The 21,061-nt window shown below is 38.3% G+C and carries 18 protein-coding genes and 1 pseudogene; 3 read left to right on the top strand and 16 right to left on the bottom strand.

The window, feature by feature from the left end; genetic code table 11:
* Positions 1-669: 669 nt before the first annotated feature.
* Positions 670-1,140 carry a transposase gene (locus DD829_RS24390; protein ID WP_262497976.1) on the bottom strand — a complete coding sequence of 157 codons (471 nt, stop codon included), beginning with the start codon at positions 1,138-1,140 and terminating at the stop codon, positions 670-672.
* A 54-nt stretch (positions 1,141-1,194) separates the two neighbouring features.
* Positions 1,195-1,449 (bottom strand): annotated as a pseudogene (locus DD829_RS24385) (IS110 family transposase); the annotation flags it as partial.
* Positions 1,450-1,547: 98 nt separating this feature from the next.
* Here DD829_RS24385 and DD829_RS24380 point away from each other — a divergent pair.
* On the top strand, positions 1,548-1,676 hold the full coding sequence (locus tag DD829_RS24380; protein WP_262497975.1) for a hypothetical protein: 129 nt from the start codon (positions 1,548-1,550) through the stop codon (positions 1,674-1,676).
* 284 nt (positions 1,677-1,960) lie between these two features.
* Positions 1,961-2,110, top strand: coding sequence for a bacteriocin-like protein (locus DD829_RS23820; RefSeq protein WP_165796727.1), 150 nt, complete (start codon positions 1,961-1,963; stop codon positions 2,108-2,110).
* Positions 2,111-2,161: 51 nt separating this feature from the next.
* On the opposite strand, the gene DD829_RS19245 is transcribed toward DD829_RS23820, so the two are convergent.
* Positions 2,162-3,661 carry a carbon-nitrogen hydrolase family protein gene (locus tag DD829_RS19245; RefSeq protein ID WP_108411285.1) on the bottom strand — a complete coding sequence of 500 codons (1,500 nt, stop codon included), beginning with the start codon at positions 3,659-3,661 and terminating at the stop codon, positions 2,162-2,164.
* Positions 3,662-3,754: 93 nt separating this feature from the next.
* Between DD829_RS19245 and DD829_RS19240 the strand changes: the two genes are divergently transcribed.
* Positions 3,755-4,024 (top strand): hypothetical protein, encoded by a 270-nt coding sequence (locus DD829_RS19240; RefSeq protein WP_116548067.1) that lies wholly within the window; start codon positions 3,755-3,757, stop codon positions 4,022-4,024.
* Between the two features lie 290 nt (positions 4,025-4,314).
* Here DD829_RS19240 and guaA read toward each other — a convergent pair whose 3' ends face one another.
* The 13 genes from guaA to DD829_RS19170 all read right to left on the bottom strand — a co-directional run bounded on the left by guaA (position 4,315) and on the right by DD829_RS19170 (position 20,858).
* Positions 4,315-5,844, bottom strand: a complete 1,530-nt coding sequence (gene guaA / locus DD829_RS19230) for a glutamine-hydrolyzing GMP synthase (RefSeq protein WP_108410599.1) — start codon at positions 5,842-5,844, stop codon at positions 4,315-4,317.
* A gap of 209 nt (positions 5,845-6,053) precedes the next feature.
* Positions 6,054-7,292 carry a phosphoribosylamine--glycine ligase gene (gene purD, locus DD829_RS19225; RefSeq protein WP_076393473.1) on the bottom strand — a complete coding sequence of 413 codons (1,239 nt, stop codon included), beginning with the start codon at positions 7,290-7,292 and terminating at the stop codon, positions 6,054-6,056.
* 248 nt (positions 7,293-7,540) lie between these two features.
* Positions 7,541-9,058, bottom strand: coding sequence for a bifunctional phosphoribosylaminoimidazolecarboxamide formyltransferase/IMP cyclohydrolase (gene purH, locus DD829_RS19220; protein ID WP_076393472.1), 1,518 nt, complete (start codon positions 9,056-9,058; stop codon positions 7,541-7,543).
* A 418-nt stretch (positions 9,059-9,476) separates the two neighbouring features.
* A complete protein-coding gene (gene purN / locus DD829_RS19215; protein WP_076393470.1) occupies positions 9,477-10,043 on the bottom strand; it encodes a phosphoribosylglycinamide formyltransferase in 567 nt (188 codons plus the stop codon).
* 48 nt (positions 10,044-10,091) lie between these two features.
* Complete coding sequence (gene purM, locus DD829_RS19210) at positions 10,092-11,090, bottom strand: phosphoribosylformylglycinamidine cyclo-ligase (RefSeq protein WP_108410598.1); 999 nt, start codon at positions 11,088-11,090, stop codon at positions 10,092-10,094.
* Positions 11,091-11,371: 281 nt separating this feature from the next.
* Positions 11,372-11,923, bottom strand: coding sequence for an NADPH-dependent FMN reductase (locus tag DD829_RS19205; protein WP_116548065.1), 552 nt, complete (start codon positions 11,921-11,923; stop codon positions 11,372-11,374).
* A 110-nt stretch (positions 11,924-12,033) separates the two neighbouring features.
* Positions 12,034-12,762 carry a pirin family protein gene (locus DD829_RS19200; RefSeq protein WP_108409153.1) on the bottom strand — a complete coding sequence of 243 codons (729 nt, stop codon included), beginning with the start codon at positions 12,760-12,762 and terminating at the stop codon, positions 12,034-12,036.
* 112 nt (positions 12,763-12,874) lie between these two features.
* Positions 12,875-14,137, bottom strand: a complete 1,263-nt coding sequence (gene ilvA, locus DD829_RS19195; protein ID WP_108409158.1) for a threonine ammonia-lyase IlvA — start codon at positions 14,135-14,137, stop codon at positions 12,875-12,877.
* 141 nt (positions 14,138-14,278) lie between these two features.
* Positions 14,279-15,760: a ketol-acid reductoisomerase gene (gene ilvC, locus DD829_RS19190; protein ID WP_108409154.1), complete on the bottom strand. Its 1,482-nt coding sequence runs from the start codon at positions 15,758-15,760 to the stop codon at positions 14,279-14,281.
* Between the two features lie 158 nt (positions 15,761-15,918).
* Positions 15,919-16,509 (bottom strand): acetolactate synthase small subunit, encoded by a 591-nt coding sequence (ilvN, locus tag DD829_RS19185; RefSeq protein WP_076393459.1) that lies wholly within the window; start codon positions 16,507-16,509, stop codon positions 15,919-15,921.
* Between the two features lie 6 nt (positions 16,510-16,515).
* Positions 16,516-18,255, bottom strand: coding sequence for a biosynthetic-type acetolactate synthase large subunit (gene ilvB, locus DD829_RS19180; RefSeq protein WP_108409155.1), 1,740 nt, complete (start codon positions 18,253-18,255; stop codon positions 16,516-16,518).
* A gap of 22 nt (positions 18,256-18,277) precedes the next feature.
* Complete coding sequence (ilvD, locus tag DD829_RS19175; RefSeq protein WP_108409156.1) at positions 18,278-19,963, bottom strand: dihydroxy-acid dehydratase; 1,686 nt, start codon at positions 19,961-19,963, stop codon at positions 18,278-18,280.
* Complete coding sequence (locus DD829_RS19170) at positions 19,956-20,858, bottom strand: branched-chain amino acid transaminase (protein ID WP_108409157.1); 903 nt, start codon at positions 20,856-20,858, stop codon at positions 19,956-19,958. Before DD829_RS19170 ends, ilvD begins: the two co-directional genes overlap by 8 nt.
* Between the last annotated feature and the right edge of the window lie 203 nt (positions 20,859-21,061).

Genomic DNA, 21,061 nt, shown 5'->3' with positions numbered 1-21,061 from the left:
AAATCTAAAATAACTTCATATGAATAGATTCTTCATTGCATATTGCTTCGCAAAATTTATTCAGAATGACAGTTTTACTTTTTAAAATGATAACACATAGTCACATAAGTTGTTCATTTTAATATTTAAAAGATCACATAAGAAGAAAATCAAAGATTTTCACAAACTAATGTGTTCTGATATAAAGCTTAGAAATTATTTTAAAATCTTATGTTATTGATGTGTTTAATAAAACTCTTACATTCAATCTACAACACTGTCATTTTGAGCGAAACGAAGTGGAGTCGAAAAATCTAAAATAACTTCATATGAATAGATTCTTCATTGCATATTGCTTCGCAAAATTTATTCAGAATGACAGTTTTACTTTTTAAAATGATAACACATCAGTCACATAAGTTGTTCATTTCAATATTTAAAAGATCACATGAGAAGAAAATCAAAAATTTTCACAAACTAATGTGTTCTGATATAAAGCTTAGAAATTATTTAAAATCTTATGTGAGTAATGTGTTTAATAAAACTCTTACATTCAATCTACAACACTGTCATTTTGAGCGCAACGAAGTGGAGTCGAAAATCTAAAATCACAACGTTTTAAGAGATTCTTCATTGCATATTGCTTCGTGAAATTCCATTCTGAATGATCTGTGTTAAAAAGCAAATTATTTAAAAAAAATCTTCTCTATATTTTTCTTTATCCTTTCCGATAGCAAATGCTTGTTTTAAAAGTCTATTGGCAAGAGCTATCTTTGCCACTCTTTCTGCTTTTCCGTTTGTGATAAGTCTTTCATACATTTCTTTAAATTTTTTATTCCAGCGTTTGGCAGACCAGCTGCATAAATACAATAGTTTTCTAATCTGAGATTTACCCATCTTACAAATACTTGATCTTCCTATCACACTGCTTCCGCTTTCATAAATCCGAGGACTGAATCCTACAAAAGCAATGAGTTGCTTATGTTCAAACTTTTTAAAATTATCTGTAATCACAATGAGCATAATAGCTATTTTTATTCCGATTCCGGAAATACTGGTAAGACATTCAATGGTTTCTTCAAATTCTTCCAAGGCCAGCTTTTCTATCTCCGATTCCAATATTTCTTTTCCCAGTCGAAGTTGTTCTATGGAATTGTTCATTTCTATTTCTAACTTTTCATCCAGAAAACCACTGCTGCTGAAAGCTTCCAACTGATTATAGGTCTGACTGGTTTGTTTCTGAATCATTTGTATCCTTGTATGCATTTGGCGAATTCTGATGCACGTTTTACTCTCAGGATGCCACAAACTCAGCTCATCCAAATTCTTTTTCCCATATTCAGCAATAACCTTCGAATCCCCTTTATCCGTTTTGGCTCGTTTGAGTCTTGATTGAGCATAACGTTTGATGGAAAAAGAATTTTCTACCACTACATTAATCCCCTGTGAATAAAGATATTCTGCTAAAGGAAGATAATAAGTACATTAAGCTTCCATCACTACTATATCTTCTTTTTCAATGAAAGGTATCAGTGTTTCAAAACCTATAATTTATTGCTTAAAACCTTATGCTTCCAAAGATTCCCTTCCAAAAAACTTACATCAAAAACTTGCTTACTAATGTCAATTCCTATAATTTTACCAATACCTATAATTTTACAGGAAAAGAGAATACTACTGTTACCTATCTATCCTAAATACAGGCTTGTCGCCTAATGATCTTTTCAGGTTTGGTAGTAAAGAGTAAAGGGATTAACATTCAGAACGGTCTGTAAGACTAATGACAATTGATAACCTTATTCTTTACTCTCTTTTCCTTTTTGTTTGTTAAATCTAATATTTTACAAACATAGTATGACAGGAAAATTTAACCAAAAGATACAGTGGATAGCGGGAAAAAGCTCTAAATGAATTTATTACATTTTTTTTCTTTAACTTTACAATGACAAAATATTAAAACCAACACTAAAAAATTATTAAAATGAAAAATTTAAAGAAAGTTTCAAGAGAAGAAATGAAAAGTATTGCAGGTGGCGGATTAGTCAGAAACTGCTCTAACAAATGCTGTCCTGATGACGGAAAACCGAGATGTCCGGGATTGATCTGTCTGGCTGTTTTATGTCCAAACTAGATTTCTTTGTGAAAAAAATAAAACGGGACGCTGCAGAAGCATCCCGTTTTTTTATTTAAGATAGGTTTCGTATAAATCTTTTCTCCGGTCTTTCATGACCTGAACTGAACCGTGATGATGAAGATCTTTCAATAAATTTAAATCGACATCTACAATTAATGTCATTTCTGTGTTCGGGGTTGCCTCTCCTTTCACTGCATTGGACGGAAACGCAAAATCCGAAGGAGTAAACACCGCAGCCTGACCAAACTGAATATCCATATTATTAACTCCTGGAAGATTTCCTACGCAACCTGCAATTGCCACATAACATTCGTTCTCGATCGCTCTCGCCGCCGCGCAATGGCGAACACGCATATAGGCATTCTGAGTGTCCGTAAGATAAGGTACAAAAAGAATTTTCATTCCCTGATCGGCTAAAATTCTTGGAAGCTCCGGAAATTCAACATCGTAACAGATCACTAAACCTATTTTTCCGCAGTCGGTATCAAAAACACGGATTTCGTTTCCGCCTTTCATTCCGTAATATTTTTTCTCGTTGGGCGTGATGTGGATCTTCCTGTATTCGTCTACTCTGCCGTCTCTGTGAAGAAGGTAACTTACATTGTAGAGATCATTATTTTCGAAAACCGGCATACTTCCGGAAATGATATTGACATTATAACTGATTGCCAAATCGGAGATTTTCATCTTGATTTCTTCGGTTAATTTCGCCAATTCAATCATGCTGTCTCTTTCCGAAAGTTTATTGAAAGGAGCCAGCAAAGGGGTATTGAACAGTTCCGGAAAGAGAACGAAATCTGCTTTATAATCTCCCATCACATCGACAAAAAATTCCACCTGTTCATAAAAAGCATCAATATCTTTAAAATGTCTCATCTGCCATTGTACTAATCCCAAACGAATGATGCTGTCCTGCATGGTGTTTGGTTTTTTGCTGTAATAAATGTTGTTCCACTGAAGCAGAACTGCATTTTCTTTGGATGATTCGTCTTCCGGAAGATATTTCTTTAAAACCCTGATCGGCAAAAAGTTATTGGAAAGCTGGAAAGACAGAACCGGATCGTAGATTTCTTTATCCCGAACTCTGCGGATGTATTCTCTTGGAGATAAATCGCTGTGTTTGTGGTAATTTGGAATTCTGCCGCCTAAAATAATGGATCTCAGATTCAGTAATTCGCAAAGTTCTTTTCTTGCATCATACAATCTTCTTCCTAATCTCAATTCTCTGAATTCAGGATCTACAAAGACTTCGATCCCATATAAGACATTTCCTGTTGAAAGGTGGGTGTTAAAAGTATAATTTCCCGTGATATCGCTGTACGTGTGATCGTCGCCAAATTCGTCATAATTCACAATAATGGAAAGGGCAACTGCTGCGAGTTTTCCGTCTACCGTAATGCAGATTTGTCCTTTAGGAAATATTCGGGTAAGTTTTTCGATACTTTTTTTAGACCAGACGTATTCCGACATTTGGGGATAAGCTCTCTTCATGGTAACGACCAATTCATCATAATCCTGAACCGTTAATGGTCTTGTTTCTATTTGCATTTGATGTAATTTTATTTAAATTTAGGGAAAAAAGTTAGTATTAAAAAAATGCAAGAGTTGATTTATAGTAAAATCCAAAATTATGATTCGAAGATGAAAACTTTTGACATTTCATATACCGATCGTCCATTGCCTATAAATGAGCTCATTAGTTTGTACGAACTTAGAAATCATATTGCAAAAAATGAAAATATTAAAAAAAATACAAAGCAGATTTTAGATGATTTTTATTTAATACAAAAACAATCTTACAAGTACATCAAGTTTGTAATTGCAAGATATGATGGAATAAGCAGAATGTTCTTTTTCAGTGAAGATTACTCTAAAATTTTTTCTGATTTTATATTTGAAAAATTAAACTAATGAAAACTATTTCTGTAGTTACTTTATTGATATCATGGATCTATCTGGTTTTGTCAATATGTATTCAAATTGAGTTTTTCCTTGAATTTATTCCTGTTATTTTACTTATTCTAATTATTAACTTTTACATTATTCATCAGCATCATCGGAAAGTTCTACTTTATATCTTAAATGGAATTGTTTTTCTTATCCTGATTTATCTTTTAAGCATATTAATTTTCCTGAGACAGGATTGGTAGACAAAAAATCCCGCCAAAAGGCAGGATTTATATGTAAAATTCAATTCAAAATTATTCCCACTCGATGGTTGCAGGTGGTTTGCTTGAAATGTCGTACGCTACTCTGTTGATTCCTCTTACTTCGTTGATGATTCTGCTTGAAACGGTATCTAAAAACTCGTAAGGAAGTCTGCTCCATGTTGCGGTCATGAAGTCGATGGTGTTTGCGGAACGAACGACTGCTGTGTATTCGTATGTTCTCTCATCGCCCATTACTCCTACAGATTTTACCGGAAGAAGCACCACGAAAGCCTGAGAAACTTTTTCATACAAATCGTTTTTGTATAATTCTTCAATGAAAATATCATCTGCTTCCTGTAGAATTCTAACTTTTTCTGCATCAACTGCTCCTAAAACTCTGATTCCCAATCCCGGACCCGGGAAAGGATGTCTGTGAACCAGATGATGAGGAATTCCCAATTCTTCGCCCACTTTTCTTACTTCATCTTTGAATAATTCTCTCAGAGGCTCAAGCAATTCGAATTCCATATCTTCAGGAAGTCCGCCAACGTTATGGTGCGATTTAATTACCGCAGAAGGACCGTTTACCGACTGACTTTCAATTACATCCGGATAAATTGTTCCCTGTGCTAAGAATTTAGCACCTTCAATTTTATGAGATTCTTCATCAAAAACGTGAATAAATTCGTTTCCAATGATTTTTCTTTTGGCTTCAGGATCATCCACTCCGGCTAATTTCGATAAAAATCTTTCGGAAGCATCCACTAATTTAATGTTCATATGGAAATGCTCTCCATAATTATCCATTACTTTTTTGCCTTCGTCTTTTCTCAGTAAACCTGTGTCTACGAAGATGCAAGTCAACTGGTCGCCAATGGCACGGTGAATTAACACTGCCGCTACAGAAGAATCTACTCCTCCTGAAAGTCCAAGAATTACTTTCTGATCTCCGACTTTTTCACGGATTTCTGCAACGGTTTTTTCGATATAATTGGTCAGTTTCCAGTTTTTCTCTGCATTACAGATTCCAAAAACGAAATTTTCCAGCATTTTTCCTCCTTCTTCGGTGTGGGAAACTTCCGGATGGAACTGTACACAGTAGATTTTTTTATCTTCATTAGAAATTGAAGCGATTACACCGGATTTTGCATTTAATTCAAAACCTTCAGGCAATTCTCCCACTTCATCGAAATGGCTCATCCAAACTATAGAATTATTGGTAACGCCTTTTAATAAAGACGATTCTTTTACGATTTCAAGGTGTGCTTTTCCGTACTCACCTTTTACGCCTTTATGAACTTTTCCGCCTAAAAGGTGTGCTGTTAACTGCATTCCGTAGCAAATTCCCAGAACCGGAATTCCCTGTTCATATAATTCTTTTTCAACCAAATGGGCATTTTCTGCATTCACAGAACTTGGTCCGCCGGAAAGGATAATTCCTCTTGGCTGTTTTTCTAAAATGGTTTCTAAAGGTGTATTGAATGGTAAAATTTCAGAATATACTCCCATCTCACGGATTCTTCTCCCGATAAGCTGGTTGTACTGTGATCCGAAATCTAATATGATAATACCGTTGTTCATTTTTTATAATTGATGAATAATGATTGATAAATGATTTTATAAAATTGTCTAAAATTATAGCCCCGATTGCAGCGACATCCTTTTTTGTTATTGCGATTGCTGAGAAGTTCCAAATATTGCTTCACTTTGTTCGCAATGACAAAAAAGATACAGCGGAAAGCGGGAAATAGCTTCTAACAAAAAAAGCCCCGAAAAATCAGGGCATTATTTTAAAACTTTCCGATGTCTTCTCTGTAGAAGCCGTAATCGAAATGTACATGACTTGCATCTTCATACACTTTTTTGCGGGCATCTTCATACGTTGCTCCTGTAGCCACGATGTTCAGTACTCTTCCACCGTTAGAAACTACTTTATCTCCTTTTCTGATGGCTCCTGCGTATAAAAGTTTGCTGTATTTCAGTTTATCTTCGCCCACGATTTCGAAACCTGTTTCGATGTTTCTTGGGTAACCTCCTGAACACATGACAAGGCAAACTGCTTTTTCGTCTTTAAATTTAAGCTCGATGTCTTTTCCGTCCATACAATCCTGAATAACATCCAGAAGATTGTTTTCCATTAAAGCCATTAAAACCTGCGTTTCAGGATCTCCGAATCTCATGTTGTATTCTAAAAGATAGGTTCCGTTTTTCGTTACCATTAATCCGAAGAAAATGATTCCTTTAAAGCTGAAACCTTCTCCTTTAAGACCTTTAATGGTAGGTTCTAAGATATTTTTTTCGAAATCTGCGTAGTGTTCCTGAGTAAATTCGGGACTTGGAGCTACGGTTCCCATACCTCCTGTATTGGGTCCTGTATCGCCATTTCCGGCTTTTTTATAATCTTTCGCCGCGATACAAGGGAATAGTTTTTCCCCGTTTGAAAACGCGATGATAGAGGCTTCAAATCCTTCTAAATATTCTTCGATTACTAAACGGATTCCTGCATCTCCGTAGATTCTTCTGATCATAAAATCATGAATCGTTGCTTCAGCTTCTTCCAATGTATCGCAGATTACCACGCCTTTTCCGCCTGCTAAACCACTTGCTTTAACAACCAATGGAAACTTCTGCGTCTGCACATATTCTTTAGCTTCATTATAGGAATCGAATACTACCGCTTTTGCCGTTTTGATATCATAGGTCTGCATGAATTTCTTAGAGAAAGCCTTACTTCCTTCCAAACTTGCAACTTTCTGATTCGGACCAAAAACTTTAAGGTCGTGTTTTTTGAATTCGTCCTTCAAACCTGCTACAAGCGGAGCTTCGGGACCAACAATCGTTAAGTCTACCTTTTCTTTGATGGCAAAATCTCTAAGTTCTTTAATCTCTGATAAATGAACATTTTTTCCAATAACATCAGTGGTCGCGTTTCCGTTGGCAAAAAACATTTTAGAAATTCTTGGGTCATTCTGAAGTTTTGCTGCCAAAGCAGATTCTCTTCCACCTTCACCTATGATTAATATTCTCATACTTTATTTAATTAACTAGTCTATAATTTACAAATATATAATTTTGGATGCTATAAATACAATCTCAAAATATAATTTCCGGATGTATGCATTTAATCTCAATAAAAATTTTTAACGCAAAGTCCGCTAAGATATCTTTAATAACTGACTGCTTTTTAAGTTCGCAAAGGCGTTAACACTCAGCAAAGATCGGAAAGCAATCTATCCTAAATTACAGATTTTCATCTATAATTTTAATTTAATTTTAATTAATGTAAAAAATGTCTAATTCCCGTAAACATCATCGGGATTTTGTGTTCATTTGCCGCATCAATGCTGTCCTGATCTTTTACACTTCCTCCCGGCTGGATGATTGCGGTAATTCCTTCCTGAGCGCAGAAATCTACTACGTCACGGAACGGGAAAAATGCATCAGAAGCCAATACTAAGTCGCCGGAGAATTTTTCTTTGGCTCTTTCGATCGCCTGTTGAGTTGCCCAGATTCTGTTTACCTGTCCTCCTCCGATTCCGAAAGCCTGAATTCCGTTGGAAACGACAATCGCGTTGGACTTTACATATTTTACCACTCTCTGAGAGAATAATAATGCTTTTTTCTGCTCTTCCGTAGGCTGTGTTTCTGTGACAACTTTGATGTCATCTGAAAAGATGCTGTCGTTGTCCTGAACCAGAATTCCTCCGTCGATTTTCACCCAAGTCTGTTTGTCTGAAACCGGATTGACAATTTTTATAATTCTTAAGTTCTTTTTCTTTCTTAAAATTTCAAGTGCTTCTTCATCAAATTCAGGAGCCATTACAATTTCAAGGAAGGTTTTGTTTAATTCTTCTGCGGTTGCCGCATCGATTTTGTAGTTCATAGCAACAATTCCGCCAAAGATGGAAACCGGATCGCATTCGAAAGTTTTCTGATAGGTTTCCAGAGCTGAAGTTCCGATCGCCACTCCGCAAGGTGTAGAGTGTTTTACTGCACAACAAGCCATTTCTTCTTTGAACTCCGTCACTACTTTCCAGCAAAGATCCATATCCCGAAGGTTGTTGAAAGACAATTCTTTACCTCCCAACTGTTCGAAATCTTTCATCGCTCCGTTTTCGAAAGTAGAAACGTAGTAAGCTGCTGTCTGATGAGGGTTTTCTCCGTATCTTAAGTCAGAAACTTTTTTGTAAGAAGCATTAAGATAGGTTGGATATTCTTCTTCTAAAAGCATTCTTGAAATCGCTGCATCATAAGCCGAAGTAAGGTTGAATACTTTTCCTGCCAGTTTTTTGCGGGTTTCGATGTACGTATCACCGTTTTGTTCCATTTCGATTTTTACGGTTGCATAATCTTCAACATCCGTGATTACCGTAACCGAATCGAAGTTTTTCGCTGCAGAACGAAGCATTGAAGGTCCTCCGATGTCGATGAATTCTACCTTTTCGTGAAGAGAAATGTTTTTGTTTACATTTTCGAAGAAAGGATAAAGATTTACAATTACCATGTCAATCAGTCCAATTCCGTGTTCCTGAACAGTATTCATGTGTTCTTCGTTGGAACGAACCGCCAACAAACCACCGTGAACTTTCGGGTGTAATGTTTTCACTCTTCCGTCCAACATTTCCGGGAAATTGGTAACCTCATCAATCTGAATCGGATTTAAACCAGCGTCTTTCAAATGTTTGAACGTCCCTCCTGTAGAAATCAATTCATAATTTTGGGCTTCCAAAAACTGCGCGAATTCGGTTAATCCGCTTTTGTCAGAAACACTGATTAAAACTCTTTTTTTGCTCATTTTACTTTCGATTTTTTACTTTTTACAGCTATTTCAAACTGTAGACCGGTTCTTTCACCTCCGGTCTTTTTATTTTTACTTAGATTTTTCTTGTTTTTCGAAATAATAAAATCTAAATGTGTTTTTCATTAAAGAGATGATTTATTTCCTTCGACAAGCTCAGGATAAACTCTTGGCTCAGCGCTGCATCTCTAATACTAACTATTTTTCCGTTCTGTTTGTCATGCTGAAAGCATCTCAACTAAGCTTAGATTCCTACGGAATGACAAACTCTGAGTGGCTAGATTTTGCGTTGTCAGGCTGAGCTTGTCTAAGCCTTTCATTGTTGTTAGTTTTTTAACCACCTCGTCAAAAATTCTTTGAATTTTTGCCACCCCTCCAAAGGAGAGGAATTTTTTGTATTGCTAATAATTAATGTCTAATTATTATTCAATACTTTGTTTATCGCGATTGGGAAAATTTCATATTCTATTAAGTGAACTTTTTCCGCTACGCTTTCGGGAGTATCGTCTTCTGTAATTTCGAATGATTTCTGAAGGATGGCTTCTCCTTCATCGATTCCTGAAGTTACAAAGTGTACGGTTGCTCCGCTTTCTTTTTCTTTTGCTTCGATCACGGCATTGTGAACATGATGTCCCCACATTCCTTTTCCTCCGAATTTCGGAAGTAAAGCCGGATGAATATTGATTATTTTTCCGTTCCATTTTTCACAGAATTCAGGTTTCAGAATGGATAAAAATCCTGCTAAAACGATTAAGTCTGTATTTTGAGGAATTTTTTCAGCCAGTTCATTACTGAAGTTTTTCCCTCTCGGAATCAGAATATTTTCTATATTATGGTTTTTTGCTCTTTCCAGTCCGTAACATTCTCTGTCGGCAATCACTAAGGATACTTTTGCATTCCGGATTTCTCCATTATCAATGGTATCGATGATTCTCTGAAGATTGGTTCCTGAACCTGAAACGAGTATGACAAGATTCTTCATGATTAGTCAATTTGAAAATTAATTAATTTTGAAAATGGAATACATTATCTAATTGGTAATTTTCAAGTTGATTTTTTCGCTTCCTTCTGTAATTTCTCCGATTTCGTAAGCATCGTCTAAAAGGTGCAATACTTTTTCTGCGTGTTGTGCATCCACTACAACGATCATTCCGACTCCCATGTTGAATGTTCCGAACATTTCTTCACGGGCAACTCCTCCTCTTTTTTCCAGTTCTAACATAACCGTTGGAATCTGGATTTTTGAAGCATCGATGGAAGCGCAAAGTCCGTCACCAATTATTCTCGGAATATTTTCGTACAAACCACCTCCTGTAATGTGAGCGATCCCTGAAACTGCTACTTCTTCAAGAATTTTATGAATATCTTTATAATATAGTCTTGTTGGAACCAAAAGGTTTTCGTACAAAGGCTTTCCTTCGAATTCTTCGTTAAAATCAGGGAACACTTTTCTTACCAGAGAGAATCCGTTGGAATGGAATCCTGAACTTGGAAGCGCAATGATTTTGTCTCCTGCTTTGATTTTTGAACCATCAATAATCTGATCTTTTTCAACGATTCCTACGCAGAATCCTGCAACATCGTAATCTCCCGGCTGATACATTCCCGGCATTTCAGCAGTTTCTCCGCCAATTAATGCACAGTTGTTGTCTTTGCAGGCTTCTACCATTCCTAAAACGATTTCAGCAGCAATTTCGGAGTCTAATTTTCCACAAGCCAGATAATCAAGGAAAAATAATGGTTTTGCCCCGTGACAAAGAATATCGTTGGCACACATTGCGAAGCAGTCTACCCCGATAGAATCGTATTTTTTTGAGTCTAAAGCGACTTTCAGCTTTGTTCCTACTCCGTCTGTTCCGGAAACAAGAACCGGATTTTTGTATCCTCCGATCTCATAGAATGCTCCAAAGCTTCCCAAATGATTGAGTACATTGGAATTGTGCGTTTCGCCCACCGCTTTCTTGATCTTATCAACGGTTTTGTATCCTTCTTCTTTGTCTACTCCTGCTGATTTGTACGTGTTGCTCATAGTATTTTAATAATCTAACAATGTATCAGTTTAGCAATGTAACAATGTTTCGAATTGGTAAATTCCTGCATTACTGAATTGGTACATTTTATTTTTACTTTTTATTTAAATTCAGAAAACAAAAAAGCCGACAATCTTGGTAGATTATCGGCCGTTGTTTTATCTCAGAATTTCAGAGTCCACAATATTCCCTTTCTTGGAGAAACATTCTTTAAAAGTGGTCTGAATTTTCATCTTTTTTCCTTTTTGCAAAGATATTAATTTTATATTAATTTTCAAATCTATTTTTCAAGAATAGATTCTAAGGCAGAAATTTTCTGAATTTTCTCTTTTAATTCGCTGTCTTTCTCTTCGTTAGAAATTTTCTGAGCCGCTTTATCAAAATTATCATTAAAGAAAGGCAATGTAAATGTATCTACAATATTTCCGCCGTGAAGAGGGAAACGTTTTCCTGAAGCTTCCAAAACACCTAAACCTCCTCTTGCTCCGGGAGCTGTTGCCATTAGCAGCATTGGTTTCTCGTTCCATACTGCTCTGTCTTTGATTCTTGATGTCCAGTCGAATACATTTTTGAATGCTGAAGAGTAAGTTCCGTTATGTTCTGCCAGAGAAACCAGTAAAACATCTGCTCCGTCGATTTTTGAGGCAAAGTCTTTTGCTTCCTGCGGAACTCCGCTTTCCACTTCACGCTGGTGTTTGTAGATTGGCATTTCAAAAGCGTTCATATCTACGATTTCTACTTCTGCATTCGGAATTAATGAAGCTGCGTAAGAAACCAGCATTTTATTGATTGATGTATCGGAATTGCTTCCTGCTATTGCTAAAACTTTCATTGTTCTATTTTTATGTATTTTATTTTTTTTACCACCCCGTCAAAAAATTCATTCTGAATTTTCGCCACCCCTACAAAGGCGGGGAATTTTCGTTGTGCAAAATTAAGGGTTTATTTGAGATATGAAGGTAATTCCATTGGAACTTCCATTAATAATATTTCTGCGTCTTCTACGGCTTCAATGTTGAAACTTTGAGTATCCCAGATTCCTAAGCCGTCTCTTTCATTTAAAATACGGTCTCCGATTTTTGCGCTTCCTTTCAGTACAAAAGCATAGACTCCGTTTCCTTTTTTGTTCAGCGTGTAGTTTTTGCCGTTTCCTTTGGTAAAATTGGCAAGATTGAACCATGCATCCTGATGAATCCAAACACCGTCGTCGTTTTTGTCGGGAGATAAGATCTGCTGGAATCCGTTTATTTTTTCGCCTTCTTTAATGCTTTGCTGATCGTATCTTGGTTCTACTCCGACTTCTCTCGGGAATACCCAGATCTGTAAGAATTTTACTGTCTGATCTTTATTTTTGTTGTATTCGCTGTGCATTACTCCGGTTCCGGCACTCATTACCTGAATTTCTCCTTTTTTAATAACTGCTGTAGTTCCCATAGAGTCTTTATGCTCCAGATCTCCTTCCAACGGAATGGAAATAATTTCCATGTCTCTGTGTGGGTGCGTTCCGAAACCCATTCCCTGAGTAACGGTATCGTCATTCAATACTCTCAACACTCCGAAGTGTGTTCTTTCAGGATTCTGGTAATTGGCAAAACTGAATGTGTGGTAAGAGTTTAACCATCCATGATTGGCGTGACCTCTTGTGTCTGCTTTATGATATACTGTTTTCATAATGTTTTTATTTTATGATACAAATGTACAGGAGATAAACGGCTAAACTGTTGATGTAAGATAAGAACGACAAAATCCGCCTTTTCAGCGGATTTATTGTTTGTTTTTGATATTACACAAGCATATTGAGAACATCGGGGTTTTCGTTGAGATAGGACTCAAAATAATCCAGATTCTGCATTCTCTGTCTGAGTCCTTCGAAGTCTGATGGATCGGAAAGCTCGATTCCGACAATTGCCAAAGCTGTTTCTCTGGAGTTTTTCTTGGTGTATTCAAAATGGGTGATATCATCGTTTGTTCCCAATACATTGAGGACAAAATCTTTAAGAGCACCGGGACGCTGCGGAAATTTCACCATAAAGTAGTGCTTAAGACCGTTGTAGAGCAGAGCGCGTTCTTTAATTTCCTCCATTCTGGTAATATCGTTATTGCTTCCGCTGACGATGCACACTACACTTTTTCCTCTAATCTGCGTTTTATACTGCTCCAATGCAGAGATTGATAATGCTCCGGCAGGTTCCAGTACGATAGCCTCTTTATTGTAAAGCTGAAGAATGGTTTCACAAATTTTTCCCTCATCTACGGAAATGCATTCTGAGAGTGTGTTACTGCAAATTTCAAATGTTAAATCTCCTACTTTTTTCACGGCTGCTCCGTCTACAAAGCTGTCAATTTCAGTAAGCTCGGTATTGATTTTGTTTTCTATGGATGTTTTCATGGAGGGCGCTCCTTTCGGTTCTACGCCTATGAGTTGGGTTTCTGCGGAAAGTTGTTTAAATACGGTGGAAATTCCCGAAGCGAGTCCTCCTCCGCCGATCGGAATAAAAACAAAGTCTGTTGCTTCTTTTTTCTGTTCTAAAATTTCGAGTGCGACTGTTGCCTGTCCTTCAATGATCTGAACGTCATCAAAAGGATGAATAAATGCAGCACCGGAAGTTTCTGCAAAATCCAAAGCGGCTTTTTTGGATGCATCAAAGGTGTCTCCGAAGAGTTTAATGTCTACAAAATGACCGCCAAACATTTCTACCTGCTCCAGCTTTTGTTTTGGTGTGGTTACGGGCATGAAAATGGTTCCCTTTATCTGGAGCTGCTTGCATGAAAAAGCAACTCCCTGAGCATGATTTCCTGCACTTGCACAAACTATTCCTTCTGAAGTTCTGCCTTCGCTGAAAAGGGTTTTTATTTTATGATAAGCGCCTCTTAATTTGTAGGATCTTACCGGCTGTAAGTCTTCTCTTTTAAGGTAAATATGCGCATCAAATTTTTCCGACAAACGGGCGTTGTATTGCAAAGGGGTGTAATTCACCACGTTTTCGATGCTTTTTCTTGCCTGTATGACGGATTCGAGTGTGGGAAGTGTGGGTGTATTATTCATCTTCATTTATTTTACCGGTTTTTATGGTCTTTATTTCCTGAAAGCGGAATATATCGCAGCCCGACCTGAGTGGAGCTCTTTTTCTTTTTCGAGAAAAGAAAAAAGCGGGAACGGAGGGCGGAAATAGCTGCCCAAAAAATTTTATACGGTTTTTATGGATTTCATTGCCGTCATTGCCTGACGAAGTTTTCTGCCGACCATTTCTACCGGATGGTTTCTGAGGGTGTCGTTAACGTGAACCAAGTGCGCATTGTCTACGGACGCGTCTTTTCCTTCGTTGAAGTTTTTTCCTGCGAGGTCTGTATCTACTTTTTTCATGAAGTCTGCCAGAAGGGGTTTACAAGCCTGATCGAAAAGGTAACAGCCATATTCTGCAGTATCTGAAATCACGCGGTTCATCTCGAATAGTTTTTTTCTTGCGATGGTATTGGCAATGAGGGGAGCTTCGTGCAGGGATTCGTAATAGGCAGATTCCGGTTTTATTCCTGCTTCCACCATGGTTTCGAAGGCGAGTTCTACGCCTGCTCTTATGAATGCGGACATGAGGAGATAATGATCGAAGTATTCCTGTTCGGAGATTTTTACGTCTCCCGCCGGAGTTTTTTCAAAGGCTGTTTCGCCGGTTTCCGCACGCCATTTCAAAAGGTTGGCATCTCCGTTTTCCCAGTCCTGCATCATGGTTTTGGAGAATTCTCCGGAGATGATATCATCCTGATGTTTCTGGAAAAGCGGTCGCATGATGTGTTTCAATTCTTCGGAAAGTTCAAACGCTTTGATTTTTGCAGGATTGGAAAGTCGGTCCAGCATTCCGCTCACACCGCCGTGTTTCAGTGCTTCTGTGATCACCTCAACGCCGTACTGAACGAGCTTGGAAGCATATCCTGCATCAATGCCTTTTTCTACCATTTTGTCAAAGGAAAGAATGGAGCCGGTCTGCAAAAGCCCGCATAAAATGGTTTGTTCTCCCATTAGATCTGATTTTACTTCTGCTACAAAGGATGATTTTAATACTCCTGCTTTGTGTCCGCCAGTTGCCACACAATAGGCTTTTGCTTCTGCCCATCCTTTTCCCTGAGGATCATTTTCGGGATGTACGGCAATAAGTGTGGGTACTCCAAAACCTCGAAGGTATTCTGCACGGACTTCGGAACCGGGGCATTTCGGGGCAACCATAATTACGGTGAGGTCTTTACGGATCTGCATTCCTTCTTCTACGATGTTGAATCCGTGGGAATAGGACAATGTAGCCCCTTCTTTCATGAGTGGCTGTACGGTATTGATGACGGAAGTATGCTGTTTATCGGGGGTTAAATTGATGACTAAATCTGCTGTGGGAATGAGTTCCTGATATGTTCCTACGTGAAATCCGTTTTCTGTGGCATTTTTCCACGAGTCTCTTTTTTCGTCGATGGCTTCTTTTCTGAGGGCATAGGAAACATCGAGTCCGCTGTCTCTTAAGTTAAGCCCCTGATTAAGTCCCTGAGCGCCACATCCTACGATTACTATTTTTTTTCCTTTTAAAACTGCTACACCATCGGAAAATTGTGTACTGTCCATAAATTCTGCCTGTCCAAGCTGATGCAATTTTTCTCTTAGTGATAAGGTATTGAAGTAATTTGCCATATTTTTGGGTAAAATGTAAAAAGTATTAGGTAAAATGTTTACTGTAACTACTTTTCAGGATTAATATTTTTATTTTAGGTTTTGTTTTGAATATTTTTTGAAACAATAAAACATTGTATTCAATTTCAATTCAGGGTTTAAATGTTTTGACTAATCTGTTACATGGTAAAAACATCATCCCGCTTATCGAGATATTCGTTCTCTACAATATGCGGAGAGGGTTCACGGTTTTCAAACTGAAGTACTTTTTGGTGGATTCCCGCACTGTTTTTAATGATGGCGATTCTGGCACCGCGAACGAATTCTATGAGACCGTATTTGTTAAGTTCTTCGGTTAATCTGTCTATTTCTTCACGATGTCCTGCCGTTTCAAAAACGATGTAATCCTGACGGATGACTACGGTTGATGCGCCATACTGCCGAAGCAGCCGCTCTACATATACTTTTTCGGTAACCACATCTGCGGGTACTTTGTAAAGTGCCTGTTCCTGCCATACAATTTCATCGTCTGTATTGTAATAGGCTTTCATTACATCGATCTGCTTTTCCAATTGTCGGCAAAGTTTTCTCACTACTTCTTCGTTCTCCTGGATAACAATGGTGAATCTGTGAATGCCTTCTACTTCTGAAGGTGAGGTATTCAGACTTTCGATGTTGATTTTTCTCCGTGAGAAGATTCCCGATATTCTTCCGATTAATCCCACTGAATTTTCGGTGTATAATGTGATGGTAAATTCCTGTTTTTCCATTTTTTTTTATTTTAGTCTGATCTCCGAAACTGAGGTTCCCTGCGCTACCATCGGAAATACATTGTTTTCTTTTCCTACCATCACTTCAAGAAGGTATGCCCCATCATGACTGAGCATTTTCTCGAGGGCGGCTTTTAAATCTTTTCTTTCGGATATTTTTTCACCTTCAATGTAATATCCTTTGGCAACTGCCACAAAATCAGGACTTGTAATATTTACGAAGGAGTAACGTCTGTCGTGGAATAATTGCTGCCATTGTCTCACCATTCCCAAAAACTCATTATTGAGAATAAGTATTTTAACTTTTGCCCCAAACTGCATAATGGTTCCCAATTCCTGAAGTGTCATCTGAAATCCGCCATCCCCGATAATCGCCACTACTGTTTTTTCGGGAGCGCCATACCATGCTCCGATAGCAGCCGGCAAACCAAATCCCATTGTTCCCAGTCCTCCGGAAGTGACACTGGATTTTGAACGGTTATACCGGGCATAGCGACAAGCAACCATCTGATGCTGACCAACATCTGTTGTGATAATGGCTTCTCCGTTGGTAAGCTCGTTTAATACTCTGATAACTTCTCCCATCGTCATGGCATCTGTAGTGGGATTCAGTTCATTATGTATGACTTCTTTTATTTCTTCTTTTTCCAGTTCGCGGAATTTCTCCACCCATTCTGAGTGGTCGTTTTCTTTGAGAAGTGCCGTCAATAAAGGGAGTGTTTTTTTACAGTCGCCCCAAACAGGAACTGTTGTTTTTACATTTTTATCAATTTCTGCAGGATCAATATCAAGGTGAATTACCTTTGCCTGTTTTGCGTATTTATCGAGGCGTCCGGTAACGCGATCATCAAAACGCATTCCTACGGCGATCAATACATCGCATTCATTCGTCATTACATTAGGGGCGTAATTTCCATGCATTCCCAACATTCCTACGTGCAATTTATGATGGGTAGGCAACGCGCTCAGTCCCATTACGGTAGCTGCTGCCGGAAGATTAATCTTCTCAATAAAAGATTTTAATTCTTCTTCCGCTTTTCCCAGAATCACTCCCTGTCCGAAAAGAACGAATGGTTTTTTGGCCTGATTAATGAGCTGTGCTGCTTTTTCAATATATTCTTTTCTGATCTCAGGTTCGGGACGATAACTTCGGATGTGAGTGCATTTTTTATAGCCCAAATAATCGAACAACTGAAGTTGTGCATTTTTGGTAATATCAATTAAAACAGGACCGGGACGACCTGTATTTGCAATATAAAATGCTTTGGCAATGGCTTCAGGAATTTCTGTGGCATCGGTAACCTGATAATTCCATTTGGTAACCGGTGTGGTGATATTGATAACATCGGTTTCCTGAAATGCATCTGTTCCCAACAAGGAAGCATAAACCTGCCCTGTAATGCAAACTACAGGGTTACTGTCGATCATGGCATCTGCAAGACCTGTCACCAGATTGGTGGCTCCGGGACCACTTGTCGCAAAGACAACGCCTGTTTTTCCTGATACTCTTGCAAATCCCTGTGCTGCATGAATTGCGCCCTGTTCGTGACGAACGAGAATGTGTTTCAGTTTTTCGGAATAATCGTATAAAGCATCATAAATAGGCATAATTGCTCCTCCGGGATATCCGAAAACAGTGTCTACATTTTCCTGCAATAAGGCTTCTAAAACTGCTTTGGAACCTGATATTTCGATGGCTTCCGCACTTCGGGTATCTTTCTGTTCATTTATTTCAAGTGTATTCATAATGTTTCAATTTTAATTGTGATTACAGGTCGGTTACGCAGCCCTGCGATGCATCTGCCACAGATTTGGCATATTTATAAAGAACTCCGCTTTTCACTTTGTATTCAGGCTGATAAAAACCGGCTTTTCTTTTTGCAATTTCTTCATCCGACAGCAATGCATTGATGGTATTTTTCTCTGCATCGAGCTCGATGAGGTCTCCGTCCTGTATAAGACCAATCAGTCCTCCTTCAAATGCTTCCGGTGTGATGTGTCCTACAACAAAACCGTGGGTTCCTCCGGAGAATCTTCCGTCTGTTATCAGTGCTACATTTTTTCCTAAGCCGGAACCCATTAAAGCGGAAGTTGGCTTCAGCATTTCGGGCATTCCGGGAGCGCCTTTCGGACCTTCGTTTTTGATAACGACAACGTTTCCTTCTTTGATTTTTTTGTCTTCAATTCCTTTGATGAATTCTTTTTCGCCATCAAATACAATGGCTGTTCCTCTGAAATAGTTTCCTTCTTTACCCGTGATTTTGGCTACGGAACCTTTTTCGGCAAGATTTCCATAGAGTATTCTGATATGTCCTGTTTCTTTGATGGGATTTCTGATATCGTGAATAATATCCTGTTCTCTTTCAATAATGGAGGTGACATGTTCGAGATTTTCTGCAATGGTTTTTCCTGTTACAGTAAGACAGTCGCCGTGAAGAAGTCCCAGATCCAAAAGGTATTTCATCACCGCCGGAACTCCTCCTACTTTATGTAAGTCTTCCATCAGATATTTCCCGCTGGGTTTGAGGTCTGCCAGAAACGGTGTTTCATCGCTGATCCGCTGAAAATCATCCAAAGTCAGATCGTATCCTATTGATTTTGCAATGGCAATAAAATGCAGTACAGCATTGGTGCTTCCGCCTAAAATCATAATCAGTCTCAAAGCATTTTCAAAGGCTTTTGGTGTCATGATATCGGAAGGTTTGATGTCTTTTTTCAAAAGAATTCTGATGTAATGTCCCGCAAATTGACATTCTTCTTTTTTCTCGCGACTGAGCGCCGGATAGGAAGAAGAATACGGAAGACTCATTCCCAGAGCTTCAATAGCAGAAGCCATGGTATTTGCGGTGTACATTCCGCCACAGGCTCCTGCACTCGGACAGGAGTTTTGAATGACTCCCTGAAAGTCTTCTTCTGAAATTTTTCCGGCAATTTTATTTCCCAAAGCTTCAAAAGCAGAAACGATGTTCAGATCCTGACCTTTGTAATGTCCGGGAGCAATACTTCCGCCATATACCATAATGGAAGGTCGGTTCAGTCTTGCCATAGCAATGAGGGAACCTGGCATATTTTTGTCGCATCCGGGAACGGTGATGAGCCCGTCGTAATATTGTCCTGCGCATACAGCTTCTATGGAATCTGCAATAATATCCCGGCTTACCAGAGAATAGCGCATCCCGTCTGTACCGTTGGTCATTCCGTCGCTTATTCCTATAGTATGAAACATTAAACCCACCAAATTCTGTTCTTTTACTCCTTTTTTCACGATTTCAGCGAGGCTGTTGAGATGCATATTGCAGGTGTTGCCATCGTAACCCATGCTTGCAATACCGATCTGCGCTTTGTCGAAGTCTTCTTTCTGGAAACCAATACCGTAAAACATTGCCTGAGTTGCAGGCTGCGTCGGGTCTTTTGTAAGCGTTTTGGAATATTTGTTCAGTTCTGTACTATGCATTTTGTAAGTTTGATTTCAGGTATGAATAACTTTCTTCTACGACCAAATGACGGTAAGCCTGCTGAATTTTTGCTGATAAACTGTCTTCCCAATTCATTCTGAAAGGGATATTGTCCAAAGATTCCAAAGCAACAATTTCTGCCGCAGTTCCACAGAAAAATGCCGCATCTGCGCCCTGCATTTCTTGTGGCGTAAACAATTTTTCTTGGTATGAAATCCCTAACTGATTACATATTTCGAACACCGTGGCTCTTGTAATCCCGGGCAAGATGTTTCCTTTTTGGGGAGTATATAGTTTTCCGTCTTTTTCATAGAATACATTTGCGCCAGAGCTTTCTGCCACATTTCCTTTTTCATCCAGAACAAGCGCTTCGTCAAAACCTTTGTCTTTTGCTTCCTGACACGCCAAAATAGAGTTTACATAATGTCCGCTCACTTTAGCTTCTATTTTAAATGCTTTCGGATTGGGGCGCTGAAAGGAAGAAGTCATAATTCTCAGTTTATTTGCCAGATAACCGTTATCCCAATTCCATGCTTCAATAACAAGGTAGCTTTTCTGTCCTTTTGAAAGGGACATATTGGGAGAACAAATAACTAAAGGACGGATATAGGCATTGCTCAAATCATTAATTTCCAATAGTTTATAAGTAGCCTCTACCATTTCCTCAGTAGAATAATGGAAAGGCATATGCATTGCTTCTGCTGATTTTCTCAGTCTGTCATAATGTTCTTCTGCTTTAAAAATTTTAGTTCCATTGGCTGTTTTATAGGATTTAATGCCTTCAAAAACCGCGTATCCGTAGTGTAATGATTGACCGTACAAATCGGTCTTTGCTTCTTTTGCTTTTACATATTCTCCATCAAAGAAGAGAACACTGTCGTCATTGTAATACATTCTATATCGTTTTAATTTTTATTTTGGTGTATCTTTTAAACAAAAAACCATCCTCGTGATGAGAATGGTCTGTATTATTTCAATTTCAAAAATTATCACAAGCCATTGCCCATCACCGAAACCCGATAATGACAAGAATGACAAGAATAATAATTGAGTTATTCATTTTGCTTGTATTTAACGATACAAATGTATAAACTAAT

This window comes from Chryseobacterium sp. HMWF035, assembly GCF_003094695.1.
GTDB classification, from domain to species: Bacteria; Bacteroidota; Bacteroidia; order Flavobacteriales; family Weeksellaceae; genus Chryseobacterium; species Chryseobacterium gambrini.
Note: the sequence above shows the minus strand (reverse complement) of the source record. Positions and strands in the feature narration are given on the sequence as shown.

Bases quoted from the DNA above. Each gene is read 5' to 3' on its own strand.
- DD829_RS24390 (WP_262497976.1), bottom strand. From the start codon at position 1,140: ATGAACAATTCCATAGAACAACTTCGACTGGGAAAAGAAATATTGGAA.
- DD829_RS24380 (WP_262497975.1), top strand. From the start codon at position 1,548: ATGCTTCCAAAGATTCCCTTCCAAAAAACTTACATCAAAAACTTGCTT.
- DD829_RS23820 (WP_165796727.1), top strand. From the start codon at position 1,961: ATGAAAAATTTAAAGAAAGTTTCAAGAGAAGAAATGAAAAGTATTGCA.
- DD829_RS19245 (WP_108411285.1), bottom strand. From the start codon at position 3,661: ATGCAAATAGAAACAAGACCATTAACGGTTCAGGATTATGATGAATTG.
- DD829_RS19240 (WP_116548067.1), top strand. From the start codon at position 3,755: ATGAAAACTTTTGACATTTCATATACCGATCGTCCATTGCCTATAAAT.
- guaA (WP_108410599.1), bottom strand. From the start codon at position 5,844: ATGAACAACGGTATTATCATATTAGATTTCGGATCACAGTACAACCAG.
- purD (WP_076393473.1), bottom strand. From the start codon at position 7,292: ATGAGAATATTAATCATAGGTGAAGGTGGAAGAGAATCTGCTTTGGCA.
- purH (WP_076393472.1), bottom strand. From the start codon at position 9,058: ATGAGCAAAAAAAGAGTTTTAATCAGTGTTTCTGACAAAAGCGGATTA.
- purN (WP_076393470.1), bottom strand. From the start codon at position 10,043: ATGAAGAATCTTGTCATACTCGTTTCAGGTTCAGGAACCAATCTTCAG.
- purM (WP_108410598.1), bottom strand. From the start codon at position 11,090: ATGAGCAACACGTACAAATCAGCAGGAGTAGACAAAGAAGAAGGATAC.
- DD829_RS19205 (WP_116548065.1), bottom strand. From the start codon at position 11,923: ATGAAAGTTTTAGCAATAGCAGGAAGCAATTCCGATACATCAATCAAT.
- DD829_RS19200 (WP_108409153.1), bottom strand. From the start codon at position 12,762: ATGAAAACAGTATATCATAAAGCAGACACAAGAGGTCACGCCAATCAT.
- ilvA (WP_108409158.1), bottom strand. From the start codon at position 14,137: ATGAATAATACACCCACACTTCCCACACTCGAATCCGTCATACAGGCA.
- ilvC (WP_108409154.1), bottom strand. From the start codon at position 15,760: ATGGCAAATTACTTCAATACCTTATCACTAAGAGAAAAATTGCATCAG.
- ilvN (WP_076393459.1), bottom strand. From the start codon at position 16,509: ATGGAAAAACAGGAATTTACCATCACATTATACACCGAAAATTCAGTG.
- ilvB (WP_108409155.1), bottom strand. From the start codon at position 18,255: ATGAATACACTTGAAATAAATGAACAGAAAGATACCCGAAGTGCGGAA.
- ilvD (WP_108409156.1), bottom strand. From the start codon at position 19,963: ATGCATAGTACAGAACTGAACAAATATTCCAAAACGCTTACAAAAGAC.
- DD829_RS19170 (WP_108409157.1), bottom strand. From the start codon at position 20,858: ATGTATTACAATGACGACAGTGTTCTCTTCTTTGATGGAGAATATGTA.